Source organism: Flexivirga lutea, assembly GCF_054778955.1.
The window spans coordinates 1,270,113-1,292,535 of the sequence record NZ_BAAGZB010000002.1 but is presented as its reverse complement, the minus strand read 5'-3'; the positions used below and the strand labels follow the sequence as shown (position 1 = coordinate 1,292,535).

Below are 22,423 nucleotides of genomic sequence, written 5' to 3'. Positions count from 1 at the left end.
CTCAGTTCTCCCGGATCGTCGAACGTGGGTCGAGCAGCGCGAGCGCGATGTCGACGACCAGGTTGATCAGCAGGACCAGCACGCCATACACCAGCACGATGGCCTGGACGACGGGATAGTCCTTGTTCTGGATGGACGACACGATGGTGCTGCCGAGCCCCGGCCAGGCGAAGACGTTCTCGACCAGGACCGTGCCGGCGATGAGTCCACTGAGCAACAGCCCGCTGAGCGTCAGCGTCGCGGTCAGCGCGTTCGGCAGCGCGTGCTTGAGGTAGATGGTGACGGCCGGCAGCCGCTTGGCGCGCGCCGTCCGGACGTAGTCGGCGCGCAGCACCGCGATCATCTCCACGCGCAGGATCCGGGCCAGGATCACGCCGGGGCCGACCGCCAGAGCGACCACCGGCAGCACGTAGGAGTCCAGCCCGGACTTGCCGGCCACGGGGAGCAGGTGCAGGTTCACCCCGAAGATCCAGACCAGGATGACGCACACGACGAAGTCGGGGATGGCACCGATGATGACGCTCACGGTGGTGAAGCCGAGCTCGGTGCGCTGCGCGCGGCCGCCGCGGGTGAGCACCCCCATGAGCGCGCCGAGCGGTATGGCGATCAGCAGCGCCAGCACGAACGCGGCCACCGCGAGGGACAGGGTCGCGGGCAGCCGCTGCGAGATGACCTGTGACACCGGCAGTTGTGACGACATGGAGATGCCGAAGTCGCCGGAGAAGAGGTCGCCCAGGTAGTGCCAGTACTGCACCAGGAGTGGGTCGTCGAGCCCCAGCTCCTGCCGCCGCGCGTTGACCAGCGCCTGCGGTGCCGTCATACCGAGCGACGCCCGCACGGGATCGCCGGGCACCAGGTGAATCATCAGGAACGACGCCGTGACCAGCGCCCACAACGAGACGAGCAGTTGGCCCGCACGCCGGATCGCGAAGCGCACCCACGCGTTGTCCCGCAGGCCGGATGCCGTCGGGCGGGCCGGAGCGACCGGAGCCGGCGGGGTGGTTGAGGAAGTTGCCGATGAGGTGGTTGTCACGGCCGCGGACCTCAGCGGACCATCCGGAACGTGGTCGGCAGGAGATCGCCGCCGACCTGCTGGAACGTCGCGCCCTTGCCGAAGGTGTAGGCGTTCAGGTTCGCGAACGGGATGACGTCGAAGTTCTCGACGAGGCCGGCTTCGGCGGCCAGCCACGCCGGGCAGCTCGCCCGGCCCTGCTGGGTCTCGGCCAGCGCGACCTTGCTGTTGTAGGTGGCGTTGTGCACGCCGGAGAAGTTGCTGCCGTTCGGTGCGACCGGCCCGGAGAGAAAGCCGATCAATTGGTCGGGCGCGCTGACATTGAGGCCTTCCCAGGCGATGTCCCAGTTGCCGGTGTTGAACAACGTGCTGATCAGGGTCGCATGGTCCTGCGGGGTCAGGGTGGTGTTGACGCCCAGCTTCTTCCACTGCGCCGCGGCCAATTCGGCCGCCGACGCACCCGCAGCTCCGGAGTCGGTGTTGTAGACGAAGGTGAGGGCGAGTTGCCGGCCGCCCTTGTGCCGGTAGCCGTCGGTACCCATGGCCCAGCCGCCGGCCTCCAGCAGTGCCTTGGCCCCGGCCAGATCGGTCTTCGGCAGCGCCGGGCCGATCGAGTTGCCGGGGCACACGGCCGGCGAGGTGGCGGCGAACGTCGTGGGCGCCGATCCCTGGTCGGAGGTGAGGACCCGCCGCAATTCGGTGTAGTCCACGGCCCGGCTCAGTGCCTCGCGCACCTTCGGGTCGGCGGTCGGACGTGTCGAGTTGTGGTTGAACCACTGCTGCCCGACGACGGCCGGTGAGGCGACCGAGTAGAGCTTCGCCGCCTGCACGCGCTTGAGGTCGGGGCCGGTGATGGTGGCCGCGTTGAGCTGGCCGGCGAGCAGCAGGTTGGCCTGGGTGCTCATGTTCGGGACGATCTGCACCACGACCTTGTCCGGCATCCCCTTGGTCGCGGTGCCGGCTCCGGCCGGACCCCAGCTGTACCCGGCGCGCTTACGGAAGGTGTATCGGCTGTTGGGCTGGGCCTGCTCGAGGACGTAAGGGCCGGTGCCGTCGCTCGCGGCGGCCAACGACGCCCGGTGGGTCAGGCCCTTGGCGCACACCATCGGCATGGTCGCCAGCGAGTTGAGGATGAAGGGTGCCGGCGTCGGGACGGTCAGCGTCACGGTGTTGCCGGCGGTGTCGCTGGTCGCCTTCGCTCCGGCCGGGATGAAGACACCGGCGAACGGACTCTTGTTCTTGGGGTCGGTGATGAAGTTGATGTTCGCAGCGGCGGTCGCCGCGGTGAACTTCGAACCGTCGGAGCAGGTGATGCCCGGTGCGATGGTCAGCGTCGCCTTCTTGCCGGCCACCTTCCAGGAGCTGGCCAGCTGGGGCACGATCTTGCCGTGCGAGTCCTGCCCGAGCAGCGAGTCGTAGGCCAGCATGCTCATCTGGAAGAGGGCGCTGGAGGTGTTCATCTGCGGATCCAGGTTGCCGGGGTCCGAGCTCATGCCGAGGGTGAAGGTGCCTCCGGTGACGACCGGTCCGGAGCCACCGGCCGAGCTGCCGCCACCTGAACATCCGGTGATCGCGGTGATCCCGGTGACCGTGGCACATCCGACGGCGAGCGGGACGGCAAGCCCGCGGCGACTGCGGTTCGACGTGCGCATGACGCTCCTCGTACTCGGGTGCTCGTACTCGGGTTCCGTATCGAGCGGGTGGTGATGGTCGAACAGCCTGCCCCCGCGCCGCCGGCCGCGGTTCGTGCAAAGCGACGAAATGCATGCCCCGGACTTGTCGTTGCCCACCATCCGAGCCCGTCGACGCCCGGGGCGCCATACGCCCGGACCGATGTCTGCCCTGGGGAAGGTTTGGTACGGGCTGGGAGCCGGACCCGTGCCGATCTCTGCCCTGGGGAAGGTTTGGTACGGGCCGGGAGCCGGACCCGCACCAATCTCTGCCCTGGGGAAGGTTTGGTACGGGCTGGGAGCCGGACCCGTGCCGATCTCTGCCCTGGGGAAGGTTTGGTACGGGCTGGGAGCCGGACCCGTGCCGATCTCTGCCCTGGGGAAGGTTTGGTACGGGCCGGGAGCCGGACCCGTACCGATCTCTGCCCTGGGGAAGGTTTGGTACGGCGCCGGAGTACTGGACCAGACCTCCCCGGCCGAGGGGTTCGGGCCCCAGCAGGTGTCAGCGGACCATGCGGATACTGGTCGGCTGCAGGACGCCGTTGAGTTCGAACGTCGTTCCCTTGCCGAAGGTCAGCCGGTTCTGGTTGGCCCACGGTATGACGTCGGCGGCCTTGACCAGGCTGCTCTCCGCGGCGAGCCAATGACCGCAACCGGCTGCACCGGCCATGGTCTCCGCCTTCGCCACCTCGGCCCGGTATGTCGGGTTGTCGATCCCCGCGAAGTTGTTGCCCTTCGGCGCCGCCGGGCCGGACATGAAACCGACCAGTTGATCGGGGGAATTGACGTTCAAGGGCACCCAGCCGATGTCCCAGTTGCCGGTCGTGAAGATGGTCGACAACAGCGTATTGGTGTCCTGTCCCGCCATATCCACCTTCACCCCGAGCTTCTTCCACTGCGCGGCGGCGAGCTCGGCGGCCGACGAACCGGCCGACCCGAAGGTCGTGCTGTAGAGGAACCGCACCGACAGTTGTTTGCCGCCCTTGCTGCGGTAGCCACCCGACCCGGCGGTCCAGCCGTCCGCCTCGAGGAGCGACTTCGCCTTCGCCAGATCGAATTTCGGCATCGCCGGGGCGACCGAATTGCCGGTGCATGCGGCCGGCGGTGAGACGGCGAAGGTGGTCGGCGCGGACCCGCGGCCCGAGGTCAGCACCTTCTGCAGCTGCGTGTTGTCGGTGGCCATCGCAAGTGCTTGACGCACCTTCGGATCGGAAGTGGCGCGGGCCGCCGCGTGGTTGAACCACGTCTCCCCGATGATCGTCGCGGTCGACACGGAGAAGAGCCCCGCCGACTGCAACCGGGAGATGTCGGGGCCGATGAACGTGCCCGCATTGAGCTGCCCGGACAGCATCAGGTTGGCCGCCGTCGACTCGTTGGTGATGACGCGCAGCTCGATCTTCGCCGGCATACCCGCGGTCGAGGTCTTCGCGCCCGCCGGTCCCCAGCGGTAACCGGCCCGCTTGACGAAGGTGTAGGAGCTGTTGGGTGTGGCGTTGGTCAGCTGGTAGGGACCGGTGCCGTCGGTCGACCGGCTCAGCGACGTGCGGTCGGCCATGCCCTTGGCGCACACCATCGGCAACGAGGCCAGGCCGTTGAGGACGAACGGAGCAGCACCCGGCAGCGTGATCGTGACCGTGCTGCCCGCCGCTTCGGCCGTGGCCCCCGCCGGGAGGAAGGCGCCCGCGAGCGGGCTCTTGTTCTTCGGGTCTCCGACGTAGTTGATGTTCTGCGCCGCCTGCGCAGCGGTGAAGGCGGAGCCGTCCGAGCAGGTGACCCCCTGCTTCAGCGTCAGGCTGACGGTCTTGCCGCTGACTTTCCAGCTGCTGGCCAGCTGCGGCTGGATGGTGCCTTTCGCGCTCACACTGACCAGTGAGTCGTAGGCCAGCGCCGCGATCTGCAGCACGTTGTTGGACGCCGATCCCTGCGGATCCAGGTTGCCCGGGTCGGAGTTCAGCGCCATCGCGAACGTCGCGCCGTCGACCACCTTGCCACCGGATCGGGAGCCGGTGGCGCCCTGCGATCCTGAGGAGCACCCGCTGATGGCGACGACGACGGCACAGCCGCCGGCGAGCAGCCCCCACGTCATGGAGCTGCGAGTGGTTGAACTGGCCATGTGGCGCTCCTTGTGCGAGGCGGGATGCAACCGTTGCCGGCCAGCCTGCCCCCGGTCCGGTGGCGGTGGTTCGTCGCGCGCGACGAATCGGTGTGCGCCATGTTGTCGCCGCGGACAAGGCACGGTCGGCGCGCATCGACTTCACTGGGTGTCGGCCGGTGACTGCTGTCCGGTCGGTCGATCGCGAGAGGAAGACCATGTCGACACTGCAAGAGCTGGATTCCTGGCTCGGCGCCGCATTGCCCCGTCTCATCGATGAGGCACAGATCCCTGCCGCCGCCGTCGCCATACTCGCCGACGGCACGGTGGTGAGTCACGCGACGGGAGTGCTGAACAACGGGACCGACGTCGCAGCCACCGACGACTCCGTGTTCCAGATCGGCTCTGCCACCAAGGTGTTCACCGCGACCCTGGTGATGCAACTGGTCGACGACGGGCTGGTCGACCTGGACCGGCCGTTCCGGACCTATGTCCCCGACTTCGTCATCGCGGACGAGGATGCCGCGGCCAGCCTCACGGTGCGGCAATTGCTCTGCCACACAGCAGGTTTCGAGGGTGACTACTTCGACGACACCGGCATGGGCGACGACTGCGTGGAGAAATTCGTGCCGTTGCTCGCGAAAGCACCGCAGCTCTTCCCGCCGGGTGAACGCTTCTCCTACAACAACGCCGGCTTCATCATGCTCGGCCGCCTGGTGGAGGTGCTGCGGGGCGCGCCGTACAACACCGTCCTGCGGGAGCGCATCGCCGAACCACTCGGTATGGCGCACTTCGCGACCGATGCGTACGAGGCGATCCGCTTCCGCGCGGCGCTCGGACACGTCCCCGGACCGGATGGCGACTTCGTGCCGGCGCCGGCCTGGAACCTGGCCCGCTCCAATTCCCCGGCGGGGTCGATGCTGTCGATGAGTGCTCGGGACCTGGTGACTTTCGCGGCCATGCACATGGCGGGCGGCACGGCGCCGGACGGCACCAGGGTGCTGTCCCAGGCCTCGACCACGGCGATGCAGCAGCCGCAGGTCCACCTCCCGGACCTCGGACTGCTCGGCACCGACTGGGGGTTGGGCTGGGAGTACAACGCGTGGGACGGCGGCCCCGTCATCGGGCACGACGGCAACACCGTCGGCCAGGCGTCCTTCCTGCGGCTGGTGCCGGACCAGGACGTCGCGGTCGCGATCCTCACCAACGGCGGCAACCCGTTCACCCTGTATGACGCGCTCATGCGTCGAATCCTCAGCGAACTCACCGGTGTCGTCGTCCCGGCGAACCCTGCACCGCAGGAGGCGGCCGGCCCGGCGCCGGCCCCGCACCGGATCGAGGGCACCTACAGCTCGTCGGTGTCGGACTCGACGGTCACGGTCGATCAGCAGGGCCGCATCTGGCTGGAGCAGGTGATGAAGGGCATCTTCGCCGAGATGGCGCCGAACCCGGAGACGGTCGAGTTGCTGCCCTGGCGCGGCGACACCCTCCTGCCGAGCACTCCGACGATGGGCATGTACATGCCGCACGCCTTCGTCGGCGACGACGGACACGGCCGCGCTCTCTACCTGCACACCGGGCGTGCCGACCGCCGCGTGACCGCGTGAGCGGGACGCACTCGGCGTCGGCGGCATACTCGCTGCCGGACGAGGGCAGGCGATCGCACCGACCGGAGCTGCTTTCGCGGTGGCCGCCGGCGTCGAGTTGATGCTCCCCTGAGGCTGCGCGGGCCGCTCGATACCCTGGACCCGCCACACTCCGCCTCGTCGAGGAGCCTTCACATCCCATGACGCCGACCCACGGCCCGGTGCTGACCACCTTCGACGGGGGCTCGGCCCTGTCCGCGTTCCGCCGGGCGGCCCTGCTCGCGCGCATCCGGCAGGTCGCGCCGCAGGTCACTGCGGTCGGCGCCCGCTTCCTGCACGTCGTGGCCACCGACGCGGTGATGGACACCGCCACCCGTCAGCGGGTGCACGACCTGCTGACCTACGGTCCGGCACACGAGCCCGTCACCGGGTCGGTCGAGACCGTCGTGGTCGGACCACGACTCGGGACCGTGTCCCCCTGGGCGTCCAAGGCCACCGACATCGCGCACAGCTGCGGCCTGGCCATCCACCGGGTCGAGCGGGTCACCGAATTCACCCTCGCCACGAGCGAATTGACCTCCGACGAGCAACTCCGGGTCCTGCGACTGCTGCACGACCCGATGACGCAGACGGTGCTCGGCTCGCGCGATGCCGTCGCCGCACTCTTCCAGGAACCCGACGCCGAGCCGCTGCAACGCGTCGACGTCCTCGAGGGCGGCCGGTCGGCCCTCGAAACCGCCAACACCGACCTGGGGCTCGCACTCTCCGACGACGAGATCGACTACCTGGTCGACGCTTTCCGCGGCCTGCGGCGCAACCCCTCCGACGTCGAGCTGATGATGTTCGCGCAGGCCAATTCCGAGCACTGCCGGCACAAGATCTTCAACGCCGACTTCGTCATCGACGGCGAGGCGCAGACGTCGTCGCTGTTCGGCATGATCCGGCACACCGAGCAGGTGTCCGGCCAGGGCACCGTGGTCGCCTACAAGGACAACGCCTCCATCATGGCCGGCGACCGGATCACCCGCTGGTTGCCCCAATCCCCTGACGCGCCCAGCAGTTACGTCGAACGACCCGATGACGTCCACGTGCTGATGAAGGTGGAGACCCACAACCACCCGACGGCCATCTCACCGTTCGCCGGCGCAGCCACCGGCGCCGGCGGTGAGATCCGCGACGAGGGCGCCACCGGGCGCGGGTCGCAACCCAAGGCCGGGCTGACCGGCTTCGTGGTGTCCAACCTCAACCTGCCGGACACCGACGAGCCCTGGGAGCGCGAGTCGTATGGCGCCCCAGGCCATCTGGCGACACCGCTCGACATCATGCTCGACGGCCCGATCGGCGCGGCGGCCTTCAACAACGAGTTCGGCCGTCCCGGGCTGGGCGGCTTCTTCCGGGTCTACGAACAGACCGTCGACGGCGTGCGGCGCGGCTACCACAAGCCGATCATGAGTGCCGGTGGGCTCGGTGCGATCAGCGCCGATCAGACCGAGAAGATCCGGTTCCCCGCCGGATCGCTGCTGGTGCAGCTGGGCGGCCCCGGCATGCGGATCGGGATGGGCGGCGGTGCCGCGTCGTCGATGGCGTCCGGGGTCAATGCCGCCGAGCTCGACTTCGACTCCGTGCAGCGCGGCAACCCCGAGATCGAGCGGCGCGCCCAGGAGGTCATCAACCACTGCTGGTCACTCGGCGACGCCAACCCGGTCCTGGCCATCCACGACGTCGGCGCCGGTGGCCTGTCCAACGCCTTCCCCGAGCTCGTCGACGACGCCGGCCTCGGTGCACGGTTCGACCTGTCCGCCGTCCCGCTGGAAGAGAAGGGCCTGTCGCCCAAGGAGATCTGGTGCAACGAGTCGCAGGAGCGGTATGTCCTTGCGATCGCACCTGATGCGCTGGACCGGTTCGCCGAGCTCGCCGCTCGCGAACGGTGCCCCTTCGCCGTCGTGGGCACCGCTGCCGACGACGGCCAGCTCGTTGTGGACCAGGGTCGGTCGAGTAGCGACCCGCGTCGGTCGAGTAGCGACGAAGGAGCGTATCGAGACCACGCGGCCGACCGCCCCATCGACATACCGATGGAGGTGTTGCTCGGCAAGCCACCGCGGATGACGCGTGACGACCGGCGCGTCGAGCGCAGCACGTCCGAGTTGGACCTGTCCTCGACCGACGTGCGTTCCCTCGCGTATGACGTGCTGCGCCACCCCACGGTCGCCGGCAAGCGCTTCCTCATCACCATCGCCGACCGCACCGTCGGCGGCCTGACGCATCGCGACCAGATGGTCGGGCCGTGGCAGGTGCCGGTGGCCGATGTCGCCGTGACCCTTTCGGACCTGGTCGGATTCACCGGTCAGGCGATGTCCACCGGCGAGCGCACCCCAATCGCGTCCATCGACGCGCCGGCCTCGGGACGGATGGCAGTCGGCGAGGCGGTGACCAACCTGCTGGCGGCTCCGATCGCCACGCTCGAGGGCGTGAAGTTGTCCTGCAACTGGATGGCGGCGTGCGGGCGCGACGGCGAGGATGCCGCCCTCTACGACACGGTCCACGCAGTGGCCATGGAGCTGTGCCCAGCTCTGGGCATCGGTGTGCCGGTCGGCAAGGACTCCCTGTCGATGAGCACCCGGTGGACCGACGGCGACGAGCCCCGCGAAGTGCGGTCGCCCGTCTCGCTGGTCGTCACGGCCTTCGCCTCATTGCCCGACGTGCGCGGCACGCTCACCCCGCAGCTGCATCCGGAAAGCGGCACCGAGCTGCTGCTGATCGATCTCGGTGCGGGCAACGCGCGGCTCGGCGGCTCGATCGCTGCCCAGGCACAAGGCGAATTCGGTGGTGCGCCAGCGGATCTGACCGATCCCGCCCACCTGCTCGGCCTGGTCCGCCTGCTCGCCCGGCTGCGCGAGCAGGGTCTGGTGACGGCCTACCACGACCGCTCGGACGGCGGCCTGTGGGCGGCTGTCTGCGAGATGGCGTTCGCGGGCGGGTGCGGCGCCACGATCGAGGTGCCGTCCGTGGCCGCGCTCTTCACCGAGGAGCTGGGTGCGGTGCTCGAGGTGCCGGCCGACCGCCGCGCCGCGGTCGAGGCTGCCGTGCATGCCGCCGGCCTGGCCGACCTCGCACACTTCGTCGGGCGTCCCACGACCGCCTCGACGCTCGAGGTCACCATGGACGGCCGACCGGTGCTGAGCGAGCCCACCGTCGAACTGGCCCGCGCCTGGGACGAGGTCTCCTGGCGGATCAGTGCGCTGCGCGACAATCCGGAGTGCGCCGACGAGGAGCACGCCGAGGTCGGCACCCGCCGCGGTGGGCTGGTCGTCCAGCCGTCGTTCGACCCGTCGGAGGACATCACCGCGCCATACGTCGGCCGCGGCGTCAAGCCACGCGTCGCGATCCTGCGTGAGCAGGGCGTCAATTCCCACGTGGAGACCGCATTCGCCTTCCATCGCGCCGGGTTCGACGCTGTCGACGTGCACATGACCGACCTCCAGGCCGGTCGCCACGACCTGACCGACGTCGTCGGCCTGGTCGCGTGCGGCGGGTTCTCCTACGGCGACACGCTCGGCGCCGGTGAGGGCTGGGCACGCTCGGTGCTGTTCAACGATCGCCTGCACGAGTTGTTCGCCGGCTTCTTCGGGCGGCCCGACACCTTCGGCCTGGGCATCTGCAACGGCTGCCAGATGTTCGCCGCCCTGGCCGACCTCATCCCGGGCGCACACGACTGGCCGCGCTTCACCCGCAACCTGTCCGAGCAGTACGAGGCCCGGCTCAGCCAGGTCGAGGTGCTCGCCTCACCGTCCATCTTCTTCACCGGTATGGCGGGCAGCCGGCTGCCGATCGCGGTGGCCCACGGTGAGGGCCGGGCCGACTTCACCGAGCGCGGAAACCTGCAAACCGTCCAGCAGGCAATGCGTTTCGTCGACGCCGACGGTTCGCCGGCCACGCGCTACCCGCGCAACCCCAACGGCTCACCGGACGGGCTGACCGCGGTGACGACCCCGGACGGACGGTTCACCGCGATGATGCCGCACCCGGAGCGGGTGCAGCGCAACGTCCAGCTGTCCTGGACCGACGGTCCGATCGACCAGCCGAGCCCTTGGTTGCGGATGTTCCGCAACGCCCGCGCACACGTCGGCTAGGAGAACGTCCTGCCGGTGAGCGTCTCGTAGGCCTCGACATACTTCGCGCGGGTCTGCTCGACCACCTCGTCGGGCAGCGCGGGCGGCTCCTGGCCGGACTCCCTGGACCAGCCGCTGGCGGCCGAGGTGAGCCAGTCACGCACGAACTGCTTGTCGTATGACGCCTGCCGGCGGCCCGGCTCCCAGTCCGCCGCCCGCCAGAAGCGCGACGAGTCGGGGGTCAGCACCTCGTCGGCCAAGACGACGGTGCCATCGGGACGGATCCCGAACTCCACCTTGGTGTCCGCGATCAGGATGCCTCTCGGTGCCGCGATCTCGTTGCCCCGCTCCAGGATCCGCACGGTGAGGTCGCGCAGCTGGGCGGCGCGGTCGGCACCCACTTCGGCGACGACGTCGGCATACGGCATCGGCTGGTCGTGTTCGCCGAACGGGGCCTTGGTCGACGGCGTGAAGAGCACCTCCTCGAAGCGGGAGGCGTCCACCAGGCCGGGGGGCAGCTGCAGCCCGGACACCGTGCCGGTGGCTTCGTATTCGGAGAGGCCACCACCGGTGAGATAGGCCCGTGCCACACACTCGACCGGCACCATCTCCAGGCGCTCGACCAGCACGGCCCGTCCGGCGACGGCTTCGGGCACGTCGGTCGAGACGATGTGGTTGGGGACCAGCGACTCCAGCTGCTCGAACCACCACAGCGACAGCTGGGTGAGCACCTTGCCCTTGTCCGGGATCGGCGTGGACAGGATGTAGTCGTATGCCGAGATCCGGTCCGAAGCGACCAGCAGCACCTGGTCGGAACGTGGCTCGCCGTTCTGACCCATAGGGGTGTAGAGATCACGGACCTTTCCGGAGTACACATGCGTGAAGCCCGGCAACTCAATCGCGCTCATGGATCCGAGTGTTCCAGTGGCCGAGAACGCGGGCGTCAGCAGGTGATGAAATCCGGTCCACATACGTTGGACAGAACGCAATCGCACCATCGACAAAGGAGACCGAGATGGGCCTGAAGGACAACATGAGCCACCTGGCAGAGGAAGCCAAGGGCAAGGCGCAGGAGGCCATGGGCAAGGCACGAGGGGACAAGGACCAGCAGGCCGAGGGCGCGGCCACGCAGTCGTCGGCCAACGTCAAGCAGGCCGGTGAGAACCTCAAGGACGGCGATCTGAAGGGTGCTGTGGGCGACGCCAAGGACGCTCTCGACTGAGATGCGGCGTCCCTGCCCTCGTGGCAGGCGAGGGGCCCGGCGAGCAATCAACTGCTCGCCGGGCCTTGTCACGTTCTCAGGCGGTCGCCCTCACGCGGTCGGCACCGTCACGGTGCCCTCTGCCGCGCCTTGGGCGATGTCCGTGCGGTGCTGCGCGCCACGCAGCCGCACCCCGTCGACCACCCGGTATGCCGCGGCCCGGGCCGCACCCAACGTCGGGCCGACCCCGACGGCGGACAGGACCCGCCCTCCGGACGACACCAGTTCGCCGTTCTCGTCCCGGGTGCCGGCGTGCAGCAGGTAGGCCTCGTCCGTGCTGTCGGGCAGGCCCGCGATGAGGTCACCGGTTTTCGGCGACGACGGGTAGCCCTCGCTGGCGATGACGACGGTCACCGCGGCCTCGTCGCGCCAGGCCAGCGGCGGCAGCGCGTCGAGCGTCCCGTCGGCCGACGCACGCAGTAACGCTCCGAGCGGTGAGCGCAGCCGGGCCAGCACCACCTGGGTCTCCGGGTCGCCGAAACGGGCGTTGAACTCGATGACCCGCGGCCCTGCGGGCGTCAGCGCCAGTCCGACATACAGGACGCCGCAGAACGGCGTGCCACGCCGGCGCATCTCGTCGATCGTCGGCTGCGCGACGCGCGTCACGACCTCCTCGACCAATCCCTCCGGCGCCCACGGCAACGGCGAATATGCCCCCATCCCACCGGTGTTGGGCCCTTCGTCGCCGTCCCCGACCCGCTTGAAGTCCTGTGCGGGAGCCAGCGGCAGCACGGTGGTGCCATCGGTGACGCAGAAGAGTGACACCTCCGGACCCGACAGGAACTCCTCGACCACCACAGTGCCGCCGGCGGCGAAACAAGCGCGTGCATGCTCCAGAGCGTCCTCGCGGGCATCGGTCACCACGACCCCCTTGCCCGCGGCCAGGCCGTCGTCCTTGACGACGTATGGCGCACCGGTGGCCTCCAGCGCTGCGGTCGCCTCCGCTTCGCTGGTGCACACGTAGCAACGAGCCGTCGGCACGTCGGCCGCGGCCATGACGTCCTTGGCGAATGCCTTACTGCCCTCCAGTTGCGCGGCTTCGGCGGACGGGCCGAACGCCGCGATGCCCGCTGCCCGGACGGCGTCGGCCACTCCGGCGACCAGCGGCGCCTCGGGACCGATGACGACCAGGTCACTGCCGAGACTGCGGGCGAGTTCCGCGACGGCCGAGCCGTCGGTCAGGTCCGGCAGCGGGTGGCACTGCGCCACCACGGCGATGCCCGGGTTACCCGGAGCGGCGTCGACCTGGGTGACGTCCGGGTCGCCCAGCAGGCCTCGAACGATGGCGTGCTCACGAGCACCGGATCCGATGACAAGGGCCTTCACGGGGCTTGAGCCTAACGTGGAGAAGGGGATTCCCGATGGCCGACATCGCTGGACGACGTCCGGAGCCCCCGCGAAGCATTCGGAGCAGCGAGCGGGGGAAACTTCGTTGGGGTTGTATGGCGGTGGGCCCTTCCCGAAAGTCAGGGGGGAGGTCTCCCGGGAAGGGGCCCACCAACGAACACAGGGTCAGCCGGAGGGGGACTCGGCGACGCTTCCGCGTTCGTCACGACACGAGGTCGTTGAACCCACTATGACATGCGCACGCCGATCTTGTGAATCGGTTCCTGTCGGACTGTCGCCAATGTCGGAGATCCGACATACTCACTGCATCCCCACCCCGTCATACCGCACCGTCCGCCCTGAACGCCGGCTGGACGCCGCCCGAGGAGTGACCGTCCGTGGCCAAACGCCGCACCCCCGCAACAGCCATCCCGAGCGACGCGCTCGACCCCGCGGACGAAGAGGTCGCACCGCTCTATCTGGCACTGCTGGAGACGCGTCACCCGACGCGCGATTCCCTGCGCAGCCAAGGATTCTCGTCGCAACAGCTGGACCGGTTGCTACCGGTCCTGGAGCACCGCAGGATGATCCAGCCGGTGGACGGCAGCACCTGGTCGGTGGTTCCTCCGGACGTCGCGATGCCGGCCTTCGCAGCGCAGTTGGAAGCGCGCGCCCGGATGGTGCGCACGACCGCGCAGGCCATGTCGCGGGTCTACCTGCGTTCGCGGGCGGCCGACCGCACCGACGCCACGTCCGGCGTGGTGCTGCTCGAGTCGCTGGTGGACGTCGCGGAGGCGTTGCACCAGGTCACCACCACGGCCCAGGAGTGGGTGTTGTCCAGTCGGGTGGACTCGCCGCTGTCGCGCTATCTGCTCGAGGCACCCCGGCCGATCTCGACCACGCCGTTCCTCAACAGCCGGGGCGAGCCGCTCGACGTGCGGCTCGGCATCGATCCGGCGCTGCTGCCGGAGCCCGACGTGCTGGAGATCATGCAGGCCCGGGTCGATGCCGGTGACGCCATACGGCTCACCAGTGGCCTGCCGTTCACCGGCGCCGTCAACGACGAGGGGTTGGCGATGATCGATCTCGGCGACGACGGCGGGGCCCCGGTGGGCATCCTGCTCAACCGCGCCGCGGGCGGGGGACGGGTGCGGGCGGTGCTCGAATTCGCCTGGCAGCTGGGCACACCGTGGCTGCCGGCGACCACCCCAGCCTCGGACAGCGACCACCTGGAACCGCGTGACCGGAGCATCCTGCGCCTGATGGCCGGTGGCGTCTCGGACGCGGCGATCGCCCGCCAGTTGGGCATCTCGTCCCGCACCGTCGAGCGACGGGTGCGGGTCCTGCTGGACCGGCTCAATGCGACCACCCGCTTCCAGGCCGGGGTGCTCGCCGCCCGGCAGGGTCTGATCTGACTGTCCTATTAGACTTGGCGATTCGCTGCATTCGCAGTGTGTCGTCACTCATCTCATGGGGGCCTTGTGAGCGCTGACCGATCCGGGGTGTCGCCCGCCGTCGCAGCGGAGATCGCCGCCGAGCAGGCGCACGTCGACCAGGTGTACGCCGAGTTGACCAAGGCAGGCGAGCGGGCCGCACTCGTCGAGGCCGAGGGGCTGGCCCGTGGCCGCACCGACCGCACCGGGGAGGCGCGGGAGGAGGAGATCACCGGACTCTTCGAGCGCGACGCGCTGGTCTTCAACGCCGGACGCCGGCGGCAGAGCCTGCAGACGCAGTACGAAGGCCTCGTCTTCGGCCGTCTCGACCTGGAGCACGACAAGCCCGACGAGCACGGCGACACCCGCGAGGTTCGCTACATCGGCCGTCTCGGCGTGCGCGACGACACCTATGAGCCGCTGGTCATCGACTGGCGCGCACCCGCCGCCGCACCGTTTTACCGGGCGACTCCGGTCGAACCGCAGGGGGTGATCCGCCGACGGGTGCTGCGCTGCCGCGACTCCCGGGTGCTCGGCGTCGAGGACGACCTGATGGTGCCGGAGGCGCCCGAGGGCATGGTGATCGTCGGCGACGGTGCGCTGATGGCGGCGCTGACGCGTTCGCGCGGCGCCCGGATGCGCGACATCGTCGCCACCATCCAGCGGCATCAGGACGAGGCCATCCGTGCCGACAGCTCCGGCGTCACCGAGCTCACCGGCGGTCCCGGCACCGGCAAGACGGTTGTCGCGTTGCACCGGGCGGCATACCTGCTCTACTCGCAGCGACGCAAGTTCGAGGCCGGCGGCATCCTGGTGGTCGGGCCGTCCGCGGCATACACCGCCTACATCGAGCGGGTGCTGCCCTCCCTCGGCGAGGACAGCGTCACGCTGCGCTCGCTCGGCGACCTGGTCGAGGGTATGACGGCCACGCGCCTGGATTCCCCCGCTGCTGCCGAGGTCAAGGGTTCGACCCGCATCCGGCAGGTTCTCAGCCGCGCCGCGCGTGACACCGCACCGGACGCGGCCACGCAGTTGCGGGTCATGGTCGACGGCCAGCCGATCCGCATCGACGCACCGGAGTTGCTGCGCATCCGGCGCCAGGTGCTGCGTCATCACCAGCACAACGCCGCCGCTGACGCCGCGACAGCGGCGTTGGCCGAAGCCGCCTGGCGGCAGGTCAACACTGGCGAAAAGCCCGAGTTCATCGACAGATTCACCGATCACCGCGAGGTCGAGGCGTTCGTGCGTGACTGGTGGCGACCGACCGATCCGCGCGAGGTGCTGCTGTGGCTCGCCGACGAGGAGCGCGTCTCGTCATACACACGCGGCATCCTCTCGGTGGAGCAGACGACCCTGCTGCGCGACTCGATGCGGGTGGCGCTGGCCGAGGGGACTTGGTCGGTCGCCGACGTGGGCCTGGTCGACGATGTCCTGTCCCGCGTCGGAGTGGTTCCCGACGCGCCGCGCGAGGAGCGCGGCTTTTACGAGATCGAGGAGCTGGACACCCTCGGAGTCGCCGAACTCGGCCCGCAGCAAGGCTTCCGGGCCGACCAGGTCGGTTACCAGGTCACCCCGGCCGACCCGCGGGAGCGACTGTTGGCCGGCAAGGTCAGCCGGTCCGACGACTACGCACACGTGCTGGTCGACGAAGCGCAGGATTTGTCGCCGATGCAGTGGCGGATGCTCGGCCGCCGCGGCCGCTATGCCTCCTGGACGGTCGTGGGTGATGCGGCGCAGAGCTCGTGGCCGCTGGCCGACGAGGCGGTCACCGCCCGCGACGAGGCGTTCGGCAACAAGCAGCGGCGGCGCTTCCACATGGACACCAACTACCGCAACGCCCGCGAGATCTTCGACTATGCGGCGACGCGCATCCTGCCCGTCGTTCCGGATGCCGACATCCCGCACGCCGTCCGGGAGACCGGGGTCGATCCGGTCCAGCTCACCTCGTCACCCGACACCCTTGTCGACGACGTGCGCGGAGCCGTCAAGAGTCTGCTCGAGGAGGTCGAGGGCAGCATCGCGATCATCTCCCCGGAGCGTCACCGCCGGGTGCTGGCCGAGGTGCCACAGGAGGCGTCCGACCGGGTGGTCCTGGTCGACCCGATGTCGACCAAGGGCCTCGAGCACGACGCCACCGTCGTGGTCGACACCGAGGAGATCATCGCCGAATCCCCCGGCGGCGCAAGGGTCCTGTATGTCGCCCTGACCCGCGCCGCTCACCGCATGACAGTGCTGGAGGTGCACGACGTATGACGGACGAACGACTCGAGGCATACCGCCGCTCCATCGACAACTTCGACGCTGCGCTGATCCACATCCTCGCCGAGCGGTTCCGGATCACCCAGGCGGTCGGCGAATACAAGGCGACCCACGAGCTGCCACCGGCGGACCCGGCACGCGAGGAGCAACAGATCGCCCGGTTGCGAGCGCTGGCAACCGGATCCGGCCTCGATCCGGAGTTCAGCGAGAAGTTCCTGCGGTTCGTGATCGACGAGGTCATCCACCATCACGAGCGCATCCGCGAGTCCAGCTGAGCACGCTGAGTCCGGCTGAGTCCGCTCCCCCTACTTTCACACCGAGCGGACACAAAACGATCGAGCGGACACGAAACGTAGCGGCATACCGGCGGGTATTCGTGTCCGCTCGGTGTGTTTGTTGTCCGCTCGGTAATGGCGGTAATGGCACGGCCGCGACTCAGTCGCTGACCTGATGGTCGGCGTGGAAGAGTGCCTCGGTGAGCAGCGCCCGCAGGTGCGCGCCCTGCAACCGGTAGACCACCCGGCGGCCGTCCCGCTCGCCCACGACCAGTCCGGCGAGCCGCAGCTTGGCCAGGTGCTGGCTGGCCACGGTCGGGCGACATCCCGCGATGTCGGCCAGCGTCGCGACGTCGAGTTCGGCATCGCGCAGCGCCCACAGCATGCGCACCCGGGTGGCATCGGCGAGCAACCCGAACGCCGTGACGGCCGCATCGACCTGCTCGACGGACAATTCCTCGGTATGCCGCCCCGCCGGCTCTCCGGTGCTCACCGCCGCCCTCTCCCGCCTCTTCGCTGCCATGACGATCGACTATAGTTGTTCATATATTCGCAACTGCGCATATGACGATAATGAGACCCACAATCATTCTCCCGTGAGGCGACCATGACCGACCCGACACCACTGTGCGGTGGCGAGCCCGGCCCGCAGCCGAAGACGGCTGCACCCGATGGTGGCCACGGCGGCCACAGTCACGGTGTCAGCATCAACGCCGACCGCCGTTATCTCGTCGGCGCACTCGCGCTCCTCGGCGCCTTCATGGTCGCCGAGGTCGTGGTGGCGTTCCTGTCCGGGTCCCTGGCGCTGCTTTCGGACGCCGGACACATGCTCAGCGATGTGGGAGCGATCGGGGCGGCCCTGTGGGCCATGCACTTGGCCGCCCAACCCGCCCGCGGCAGTTGGACGTACGGCTGGAAACGTGCCGAGATCCTGTCCGCCGCCGGCAATGGCGTCACGCTGCTCGTGGTGTCGGGCATCGTGGCGTTCGAGGCGCTCCGCCGGCTCGTCCACCCGCCGGAGGTCGAGGGCGGCGCGGTCGTGGCGGTCGCCCTGGTGGGCGTCGTGGTCAACATCGCCGCCGCCTGGCTGCTGGCGCGGGCCAACCGCTCGAGCCTCAACGTCGAGGGCGCCTACCAGCACATCCTGACCGACCTCTACGGCTTCATCGGCACCGTCGTCGCCGGCGTCGTCATACTCCTGACCGGCTGGACGCGCGCCGACCCGATCGCGTCCCTGGTCGTCGTCGCCCTCATGCTGTATGCCGCCTGGGGCCTGCTCCGGGACAGTGGTCGCATCCTGCTGGAAGGCGCACCGCGCAACGTCGACCTGGACTCACTGCGCACGCACCTGCTGGAAACACAGCACGTTCGGGCCGTCCACGACCTGCACGTCTGGACGGTGACCTCCGACCTGCCGGCGGTGTCGGTGCACGTGGTCGTGGAGGACGAGTGCTTCGCCGACGGCCACGCGCCGCAGCTGCTGGACTACCTGCAGGCGTGTCTGCAGGGGCACTTCGACGTGGAGCACTCGACGTTCCAACTCGAGCCGGCCAGTCACTCCGCCCACGAACCCGGCACGCACTGACGGTGCCGGGCCGGGACTGTACCGGCGAGGAAGTGACGACAGTAGCGACTCACTCGCCCAAATCGGCACCTACCGGCGAGGGAGTGACGACAGTAGCGAGTTGTTCCGTCAGCCGCCGAGCAGACTCCGCACCCGCTCGGCCCCAACCGCCAGCAGCAGCGTCGGCAGGCGCGGACCGGTGTCCTTGTCGACCAACAGGTTGTAGAGCAGCTTGAAGAACTGCCGCTGCGCCGCGCCGAGCTCCTTGTCACCCTTGACGATCTGGTCGGAGGCCAGCCCACGCTGCACCTTGGGGACTCCGTAGACCTGGTGGGTCAGCCCGTCGAGCGACCAGGCGTCCTCCAGCCTCGGCAGCTGAGAGTCCTTGCCGTCCAACAGCATCCGCAATGCTTCGCGCTCCTGGTCGGTCAGCGCGCCGAGTCGCTCGGTGTCCGCGGCTGACCGCACCACCGTGCGGTCCTCGTCGGCCATCTGGGTCTCCACCCAGTGCTCGACGCAGGTCAGCCGCGGCCGCAGCTGGTCCAGCGACTCCACCGGGTCGGCGTCGAGCGCGCTGACGATCCGCAATGTCTGGTCCGCGTCACCGGTGGTGATGTCGACGATCGAGGCGAGCGTGCGGTAGGACACCGGCCGCGGGGTCTCGCGCAGCGACCCGGCTGCACTGGACGAGGCCCGCGTGTATGCCGCCACGTCACCGGCCTGGCCCTTCCCGGCGGCGACCTTCTTGGCGAGGGAATCCCACTCGTCATACATCCGCTCCACCTCGGCGTCGAAGGCGACGCTGAAGGACTGCGCCGGCTTGCGCCGGGCGTAGAGCCAGCGCAGCAGCTGCGGCTCCATGATCTGCAACGCGTCACTGGGCGTCGGCACGCCGCCACGCGACGACGACATCTTGGCCATGCCCTTGATGCCGACGAAGGCATACATCGGCCCGAGCGGCCGCTCCCAGCCGAACATCGGCGCGAGTTCCTTGCCCACGACGTATGACGACCCCGGCGACTGGTGGTCGACCCCGGAGGGCTCGAAGGTGACCTTCTCGTAGGACCAGCGCATCGGCCAGTCCACCTTCCACACCAGCTTGCCGCGCCGGAACTCGCGCAGGTTGACCGTCTCGGTGTGGCCGCAGCGACACGTGTAGGTCAGCGAGGTGGTGGCATCGTCATACGCGGTGACGGTGGTGAAGTCGGTGCCGCACTCGGTGCAGTAGGGCTTGTAGGGGTAGTAGCCGGTGGCGCCACGTCCGTCGTCCTCGGCGGCCGCGCCGGAACCCTCTTCGGCCTCCGCTGCGGCGGCGGCCTCCTCCTCGGACAGCTTCGCCGGCTTCTTGGCCTTCTGCGGGCCGAGCGTGCGGTATTGGTCCAGCACCTTGTCGATCTCGCCGCGTTGCGACATCGCGAAGATGATCTGTTCGGTGTAGGCGCCGGAGAGGTACTGCCCGGTCTGGCTGATGCCGCGGTAGGTGATGCCCAGCTCGGTGAGGCTGCGCTCGAGCTGATCGCGAAAATGCTCCGCCCAGCTGGTCGCGGTGGAACCTGCCGGCGGCGGCACATCGGTCAGCGGCTTGCCGATGTGCTGCTCCCAGGAGCTGTCGACACCGGGGATGCTGGGCACCTTGCGGAAGCGGTCGAAGTCGTCCCAGCTGATGATGTGCTCGACCTCGATGCCGCGGCGGCGGATCTCGTCGGCGACCAGGTGCGGCGTCATCACCTCGCGCAGATTGCCCAGGTGGATCGGCCCGGACGGCGAGATGCCGGAGGCGCACACGACCTTGGTGCCCTTGGCCTGCGCGTCGGCGATGGTCTCGTCGGCGAGTCGGGACACCCAGTCGTCAAGCTGCTGATCAGTCACGACCGATCAGTTTACGGGCGCCGCTCAGCCGCCGAGCACCGTCCCGGCGCACACCATCACGAAGACTGCGATCAGCCCCAGTGCGAGCCAGGCGATGATCCGGTGCGAGCGCTTGTCGGCGCGCAGCGAGCTGGCGAACTGCAGACCCGGCGCGACCACGGGTGTCAGTCCTTTGCGGCGTGCGTCGTCCGGCAGTGGTGGCTCGAGTTCGAGCCCGCGGTCGTGCTCCTCCATGAGTCCTCCCCAGAACCTCGGGGTATGGCGCCCGTCCAGCGTCCCACAGCGGACGGCATTTTCCCAGGAGCGCGTGACGTCTCAGCTGACCTGGATCGCCCAGTCCAGCAGGAAGAGACCGAACAGCAGCGCCGGCACCGCGCCGGCCATCAGGCAGCCGGCGCGGCCGCGCTTGGCCTGTTGTTCCTCGCCGGCGGGTAGCTGCTGCACCTGCCGGCGCAGCCGCCACCAGGTGATCGCCGCGGCCACCGCCACGCCGAGGAAGAAGACGACCAGCAACCACAGGGTGATCCGGAAGGCCAGCGGCGGCGTCTTGCCGCTGATGGTGCGGGTGGCCAACCGGGCAGCGACCTCAGGGAGCACCTCAGTCCTCGAGCAGGTCGTGCCGCACGATGACCTCGGACCGGCCCGGGCCGACGCCGATCACCGAGATGCGGGCACCGATGCGCTCCTCGACGAACTCGACGTAGGCGCGGCAGGTGGCCGGCAGCTCCTCCCAGGTGCGGCACTGCGAGATGTCCTCGAACCAGCCGGGCATCTCTTCGTAGATGGGCTTGGCGTGGTGGAAGGCCGTCTGGTCGGCCGGCATCTCGTCGTGGCGGACGCCGTCGACGTCATACGCGACACAGACCGGGACCTTCTCCAGCCCGGACAGCACGTCCAGCTTGGTGAGCACGAAGTCGGTGACGCCGTTGATGCGGTAGGCGTAGCGGCCGATGACCGTGTCGATCCAGCCGCAACGGCGGGGACGGCCGGTGGTGACCCCGAACTCGGCGCCGGTCTTGCGCAGGAATTCGCCTGAGTCGCCCGTCAGTTCGGTCGGGAACGGGCCCTCACCGACGCGGGTGGTGTAGGCCTTGAAGATGCCGATGACGCGGTCGATGCGGGTCGGCGGTATGCCGGCGCCGGTGCACGCGCCGCCCGCGGTCGCGTTGGACGAGGTGACGTAGGGGTAGGTGCCGTGGTCGACGTCGAGCAGCGTCGCCTGGCCGGCCTCGCACAGCACGACCTTGCCCTCGTCGAGGGCGTGGCCGATCTCCAGCGAGCTGTCGGCGACCATCGGGCGCAGGCGGTCGGCATACGACAGGAGCTCCTCGACGACCTCGTCGACCGGGATCTCGCGGCGGTTGTAGAGCTTGACCAGGATCTGGTTCTTGACCTCGAGCGCGGCCTCGACCTTCTGCCGCAGGATCGACTCGTCGAAGATGTCCTGCACCCGGATGCCGGTGCGGTTCATCTTGTCCGCGTAGGTCGGGCCGATGCCTCGGCCGGTCGTGCCGATCTTGCGGGAGCCCAGGAACCGCTCGACCGTCTTGTCCAGCACCCGGTTGTATTCGGCGATCACGTGCGCGTTGCCGCTGACCCGCAGCGCCGAGGTGTCGATGCCGCGCTGCTCGAGCCCCTCGATCTCCTCGAAGAGCACGCCCAGGTCGACCACGACGCCGTTGCCGATGACGGGGGTGACGCCCGGCGACAGGATCCCGCTGGGCAGCAGGTGCAGTGCGTACTTCTCCCGGCTGCCGTCGGGTTGCTCGATGACCACGGTGTGGCCGGCGTTGTTGCCGCCGTTGAACTTCACGACATAGTCGATGCGGTCGCCCAGGAGGTCGGTCGCCTTGCCCTTGCCCTCATCGCCCCACTGGGCGCCCACGAGCACGATCGCTGGCATGCTGCTGCCCCTATCCGGTCGGTGGTGAGCAGTGACCGGGACGGGCTGCTCGTCGTCAGCAGTG

General features: G+C 69.2%; 17 protein-coding genes. 7 read left to right on the top strand and 10 right to left on the bottom strand.

Translation table 11 applies throughout. From position 1 onward, the window contains the following. Position 1: 1 nt before the first annotated feature. The 3 genes from ACYVBN_RS12575 to ACYVBN_RS12565 form a co-directional block, all read right to left on the bottom strand. Complete coding sequence (locus ACYVBN_RS12575) at positions 2-1,033, bottom strand: ABC transporter permease (RefSeq protein ID WP_460600805.1); 1,032 nt, start codon at positions 1,031-1,033, stop codon at positions 2-4. 11 nt (positions 1,034-1,044) lie between these two features. Beyond that, a complete protein-coding gene (locus ACYVBN_RS12570) occupies positions 1,045-2,664 on the bottom strand; it encodes an ABC transporter substrate-binding protein (protein ID WP_460600804.1) in 1,620 nt (539 codons plus the stop codon). Between the two features lie 520 nt (positions 2,665-3,184). Continuing rightward, positions 3,185-4,795: an ABC transporter substrate-binding protein gene (locus tag ACYVBN_RS12565; protein WP_460600803.1), complete on the bottom strand. Its 1,611-nt coding sequence runs from the start codon at positions 4,793-4,795 to the stop codon at positions 3,185-3,187. 197 nt (positions 4,796-4,992) lie between these two features. On the opposite strand from ACYVBN_RS12565, the gene ACYVBN_RS12560 reads away from it, so the two are divergent. Further along, positions 4,993-6,381: a serine hydrolase domain-containing protein gene (locus ACYVBN_RS12560; protein ID WP_460600802.1), complete on the top strand. Its 1,389-nt coding sequence runs from the start codon at positions 4,993-4,995 to the stop codon at positions 6,379-6,381. 179 nt (positions 6,382-6,560) lie between these two features. After that, a complete protein-coding gene (gene purL / locus ACYVBN_RS12555) occupies positions 6,561-10,490 on the top strand; it encodes a phosphoribosylformylglycinamidine synthase (RefSeq protein ID WP_460600801.1) in 3,930 nt (1,309 codons plus the stop codon). Here purL and ACYVBN_RS12550 read toward each other — a convergent pair. After that, a complete protein-coding gene (locus tag ACYVBN_RS12550) occupies positions 10,487-11,377 on the bottom strand; it encodes a phosphoribosylaminoimidazolesuccinocarboxamide synthase (protein ID WP_460600800.1) in 891 nt (296 codons plus the stop codon). The genes purL and ACYVBN_RS12550 overlap by 4 nt on opposite strands. Before the next feature lie 107 nt (positions 11,378-11,484). On the opposite strand from ACYVBN_RS12550, the gene ACYVBN_RS12545 reads away from it, so the two are divergent. After that, positions 11,485-11,691, top strand: a complete 207-nt coding sequence (locus ACYVBN_RS12545; protein ID WP_460600799.1) for a CsbD family protein — start codon at positions 11,485-11,487, stop codon at positions 11,689-11,691. Positions 11,692-11,781: 90 nt separating this feature from the next. Here the strand turns inward: ACYVBN_RS12545 and purD are convergent, their stop codons facing one another. Next, positions 11,782-13,056, bottom strand: coding sequence for a phosphoribosylamine--glycine ligase (gene purD, locus ACYVBN_RS12540; RefSeq protein ID WP_460600798.1), 1,275 nt, complete (start codon positions 13,054-13,056; stop codon positions 11,782-11,784). Positions 13,057-13,454: 398 nt separating this feature from the next. Here purD and ACYVBN_RS12535 point away from each other — a divergent pair, with 398 nt between their 5' ends. The 3 genes from ACYVBN_RS12535 to ACYVBN_RS12525 all read left to right on the top strand — a co-directional run bounded on the left by ACYVBN_RS12535 (position 13,455) and on the right by ACYVBN_RS12525 (position 17,023). Continuing rightward, positions 13,455-14,471 (top strand): helix-turn-helix transcriptional regulator, encoded by a 1,017-nt coding sequence (locus tag ACYVBN_RS12535; RefSeq protein WP_460600797.1) that lies wholly within the window; start codon positions 13,455-13,457, stop codon positions 14,469-14,471. Positions 14,472-14,537: 66 nt separating this feature from the next. Continuing rightward, positions 14,538-16,742 carry a HelD family protein gene (locus tag ACYVBN_RS12530; protein ID WP_460600796.1) on the top strand — a complete coding sequence of 735 codons (2,205 nt, stop codon included), beginning with the start codon at positions 14,538-14,540 and terminating at the stop codon, positions 16,740-16,742. After that, positions 16,739-17,023 carry a chorismate mutase gene (locus ACYVBN_RS12525; protein WP_460600795.1) on the top strand — a complete coding sequence of 95 codons (285 nt, stop codon included), beginning with the start codon at positions 16,739-16,741 and terminating at the stop codon, positions 17,021-17,023. Before ACYVBN_RS12530 ends, ACYVBN_RS12525 begins: the two co-directional genes overlap by 4 nt. A gap of 160 nt (positions 17,024-17,183) precedes the next feature. Here ACYVBN_RS12525 and ACYVBN_RS12520 read toward each other — a convergent pair whose 3' ends face one another. Next, positions 17,184-17,546 (bottom strand): ArsR/SmtB family transcription factor, encoded by a 363-nt coding sequence (locus ACYVBN_RS12520; RefSeq protein WP_460600794.1) that lies wholly within the window; start codon positions 17,544-17,546, stop codon positions 17,184-17,186. Between the two features lie 84 nt (positions 17,547-17,630). Between ACYVBN_RS12520 and ACYVBN_RS12515 the strand changes: the two genes are divergently transcribed. After that, entirely contained in the window at positions 17,631-18,608 is a 978-nt protein-coding gene (locus ACYVBN_RS12515; protein ID WP_460600793.1) for a cation diffusion facilitator family transporter, read from the top strand. Positions 18,609-18,716: 108 nt separating this feature from the next. Here ACYVBN_RS12515 and lysS read toward each other — a convergent pair whose 3' ends face one another. From lysS to ACYVBN_RS12495, 4 genes are all read right to left on the bottom strand, one after another. Next, complete coding sequence (gene lysS, locus ACYVBN_RS12510) at positions 18,717-20,456, bottom strand: lysine--tRNA ligase (protein ID WP_460600792.1); 1,740 nt, start codon at positions 20,454-20,456, stop codon at positions 18,717-18,719. Between the two features lie 24 nt (positions 20,457-20,480). Continuing rightward, positions 20,481-20,690 carry a hypothetical protein gene (locus ACYVBN_RS12505; RefSeq protein WP_460600791.1) on the bottom strand — a complete coding sequence of 70 codons (210 nt, stop codon included), beginning with the start codon at positions 20,688-20,690 and terminating at the stop codon, positions 20,481-20,483. Positions 20,691-20,771: 81 nt separating this feature from the next. Then, positions 20,772-21,053, bottom strand: a complete 282-nt coding sequence (locus ACYVBN_RS12500; RefSeq protein ID WP_440284092.1) for a hypothetical protein — start codon at positions 21,051-21,053, stop codon at positions 20,772-20,774. Between the two features lies 1 nt (position 21,054). Beyond that, complete coding sequence (locus tag ACYVBN_RS12495; RefSeq protein WP_460600790.1) at positions 21,055-22,359, bottom strand: adenylosuccinate synthetase; 1,305 nt, start codon at positions 22,357-22,359, stop codon at positions 21,055-21,057. Positions 22,360-22,423 lie beyond the last annotated feature (64 nt).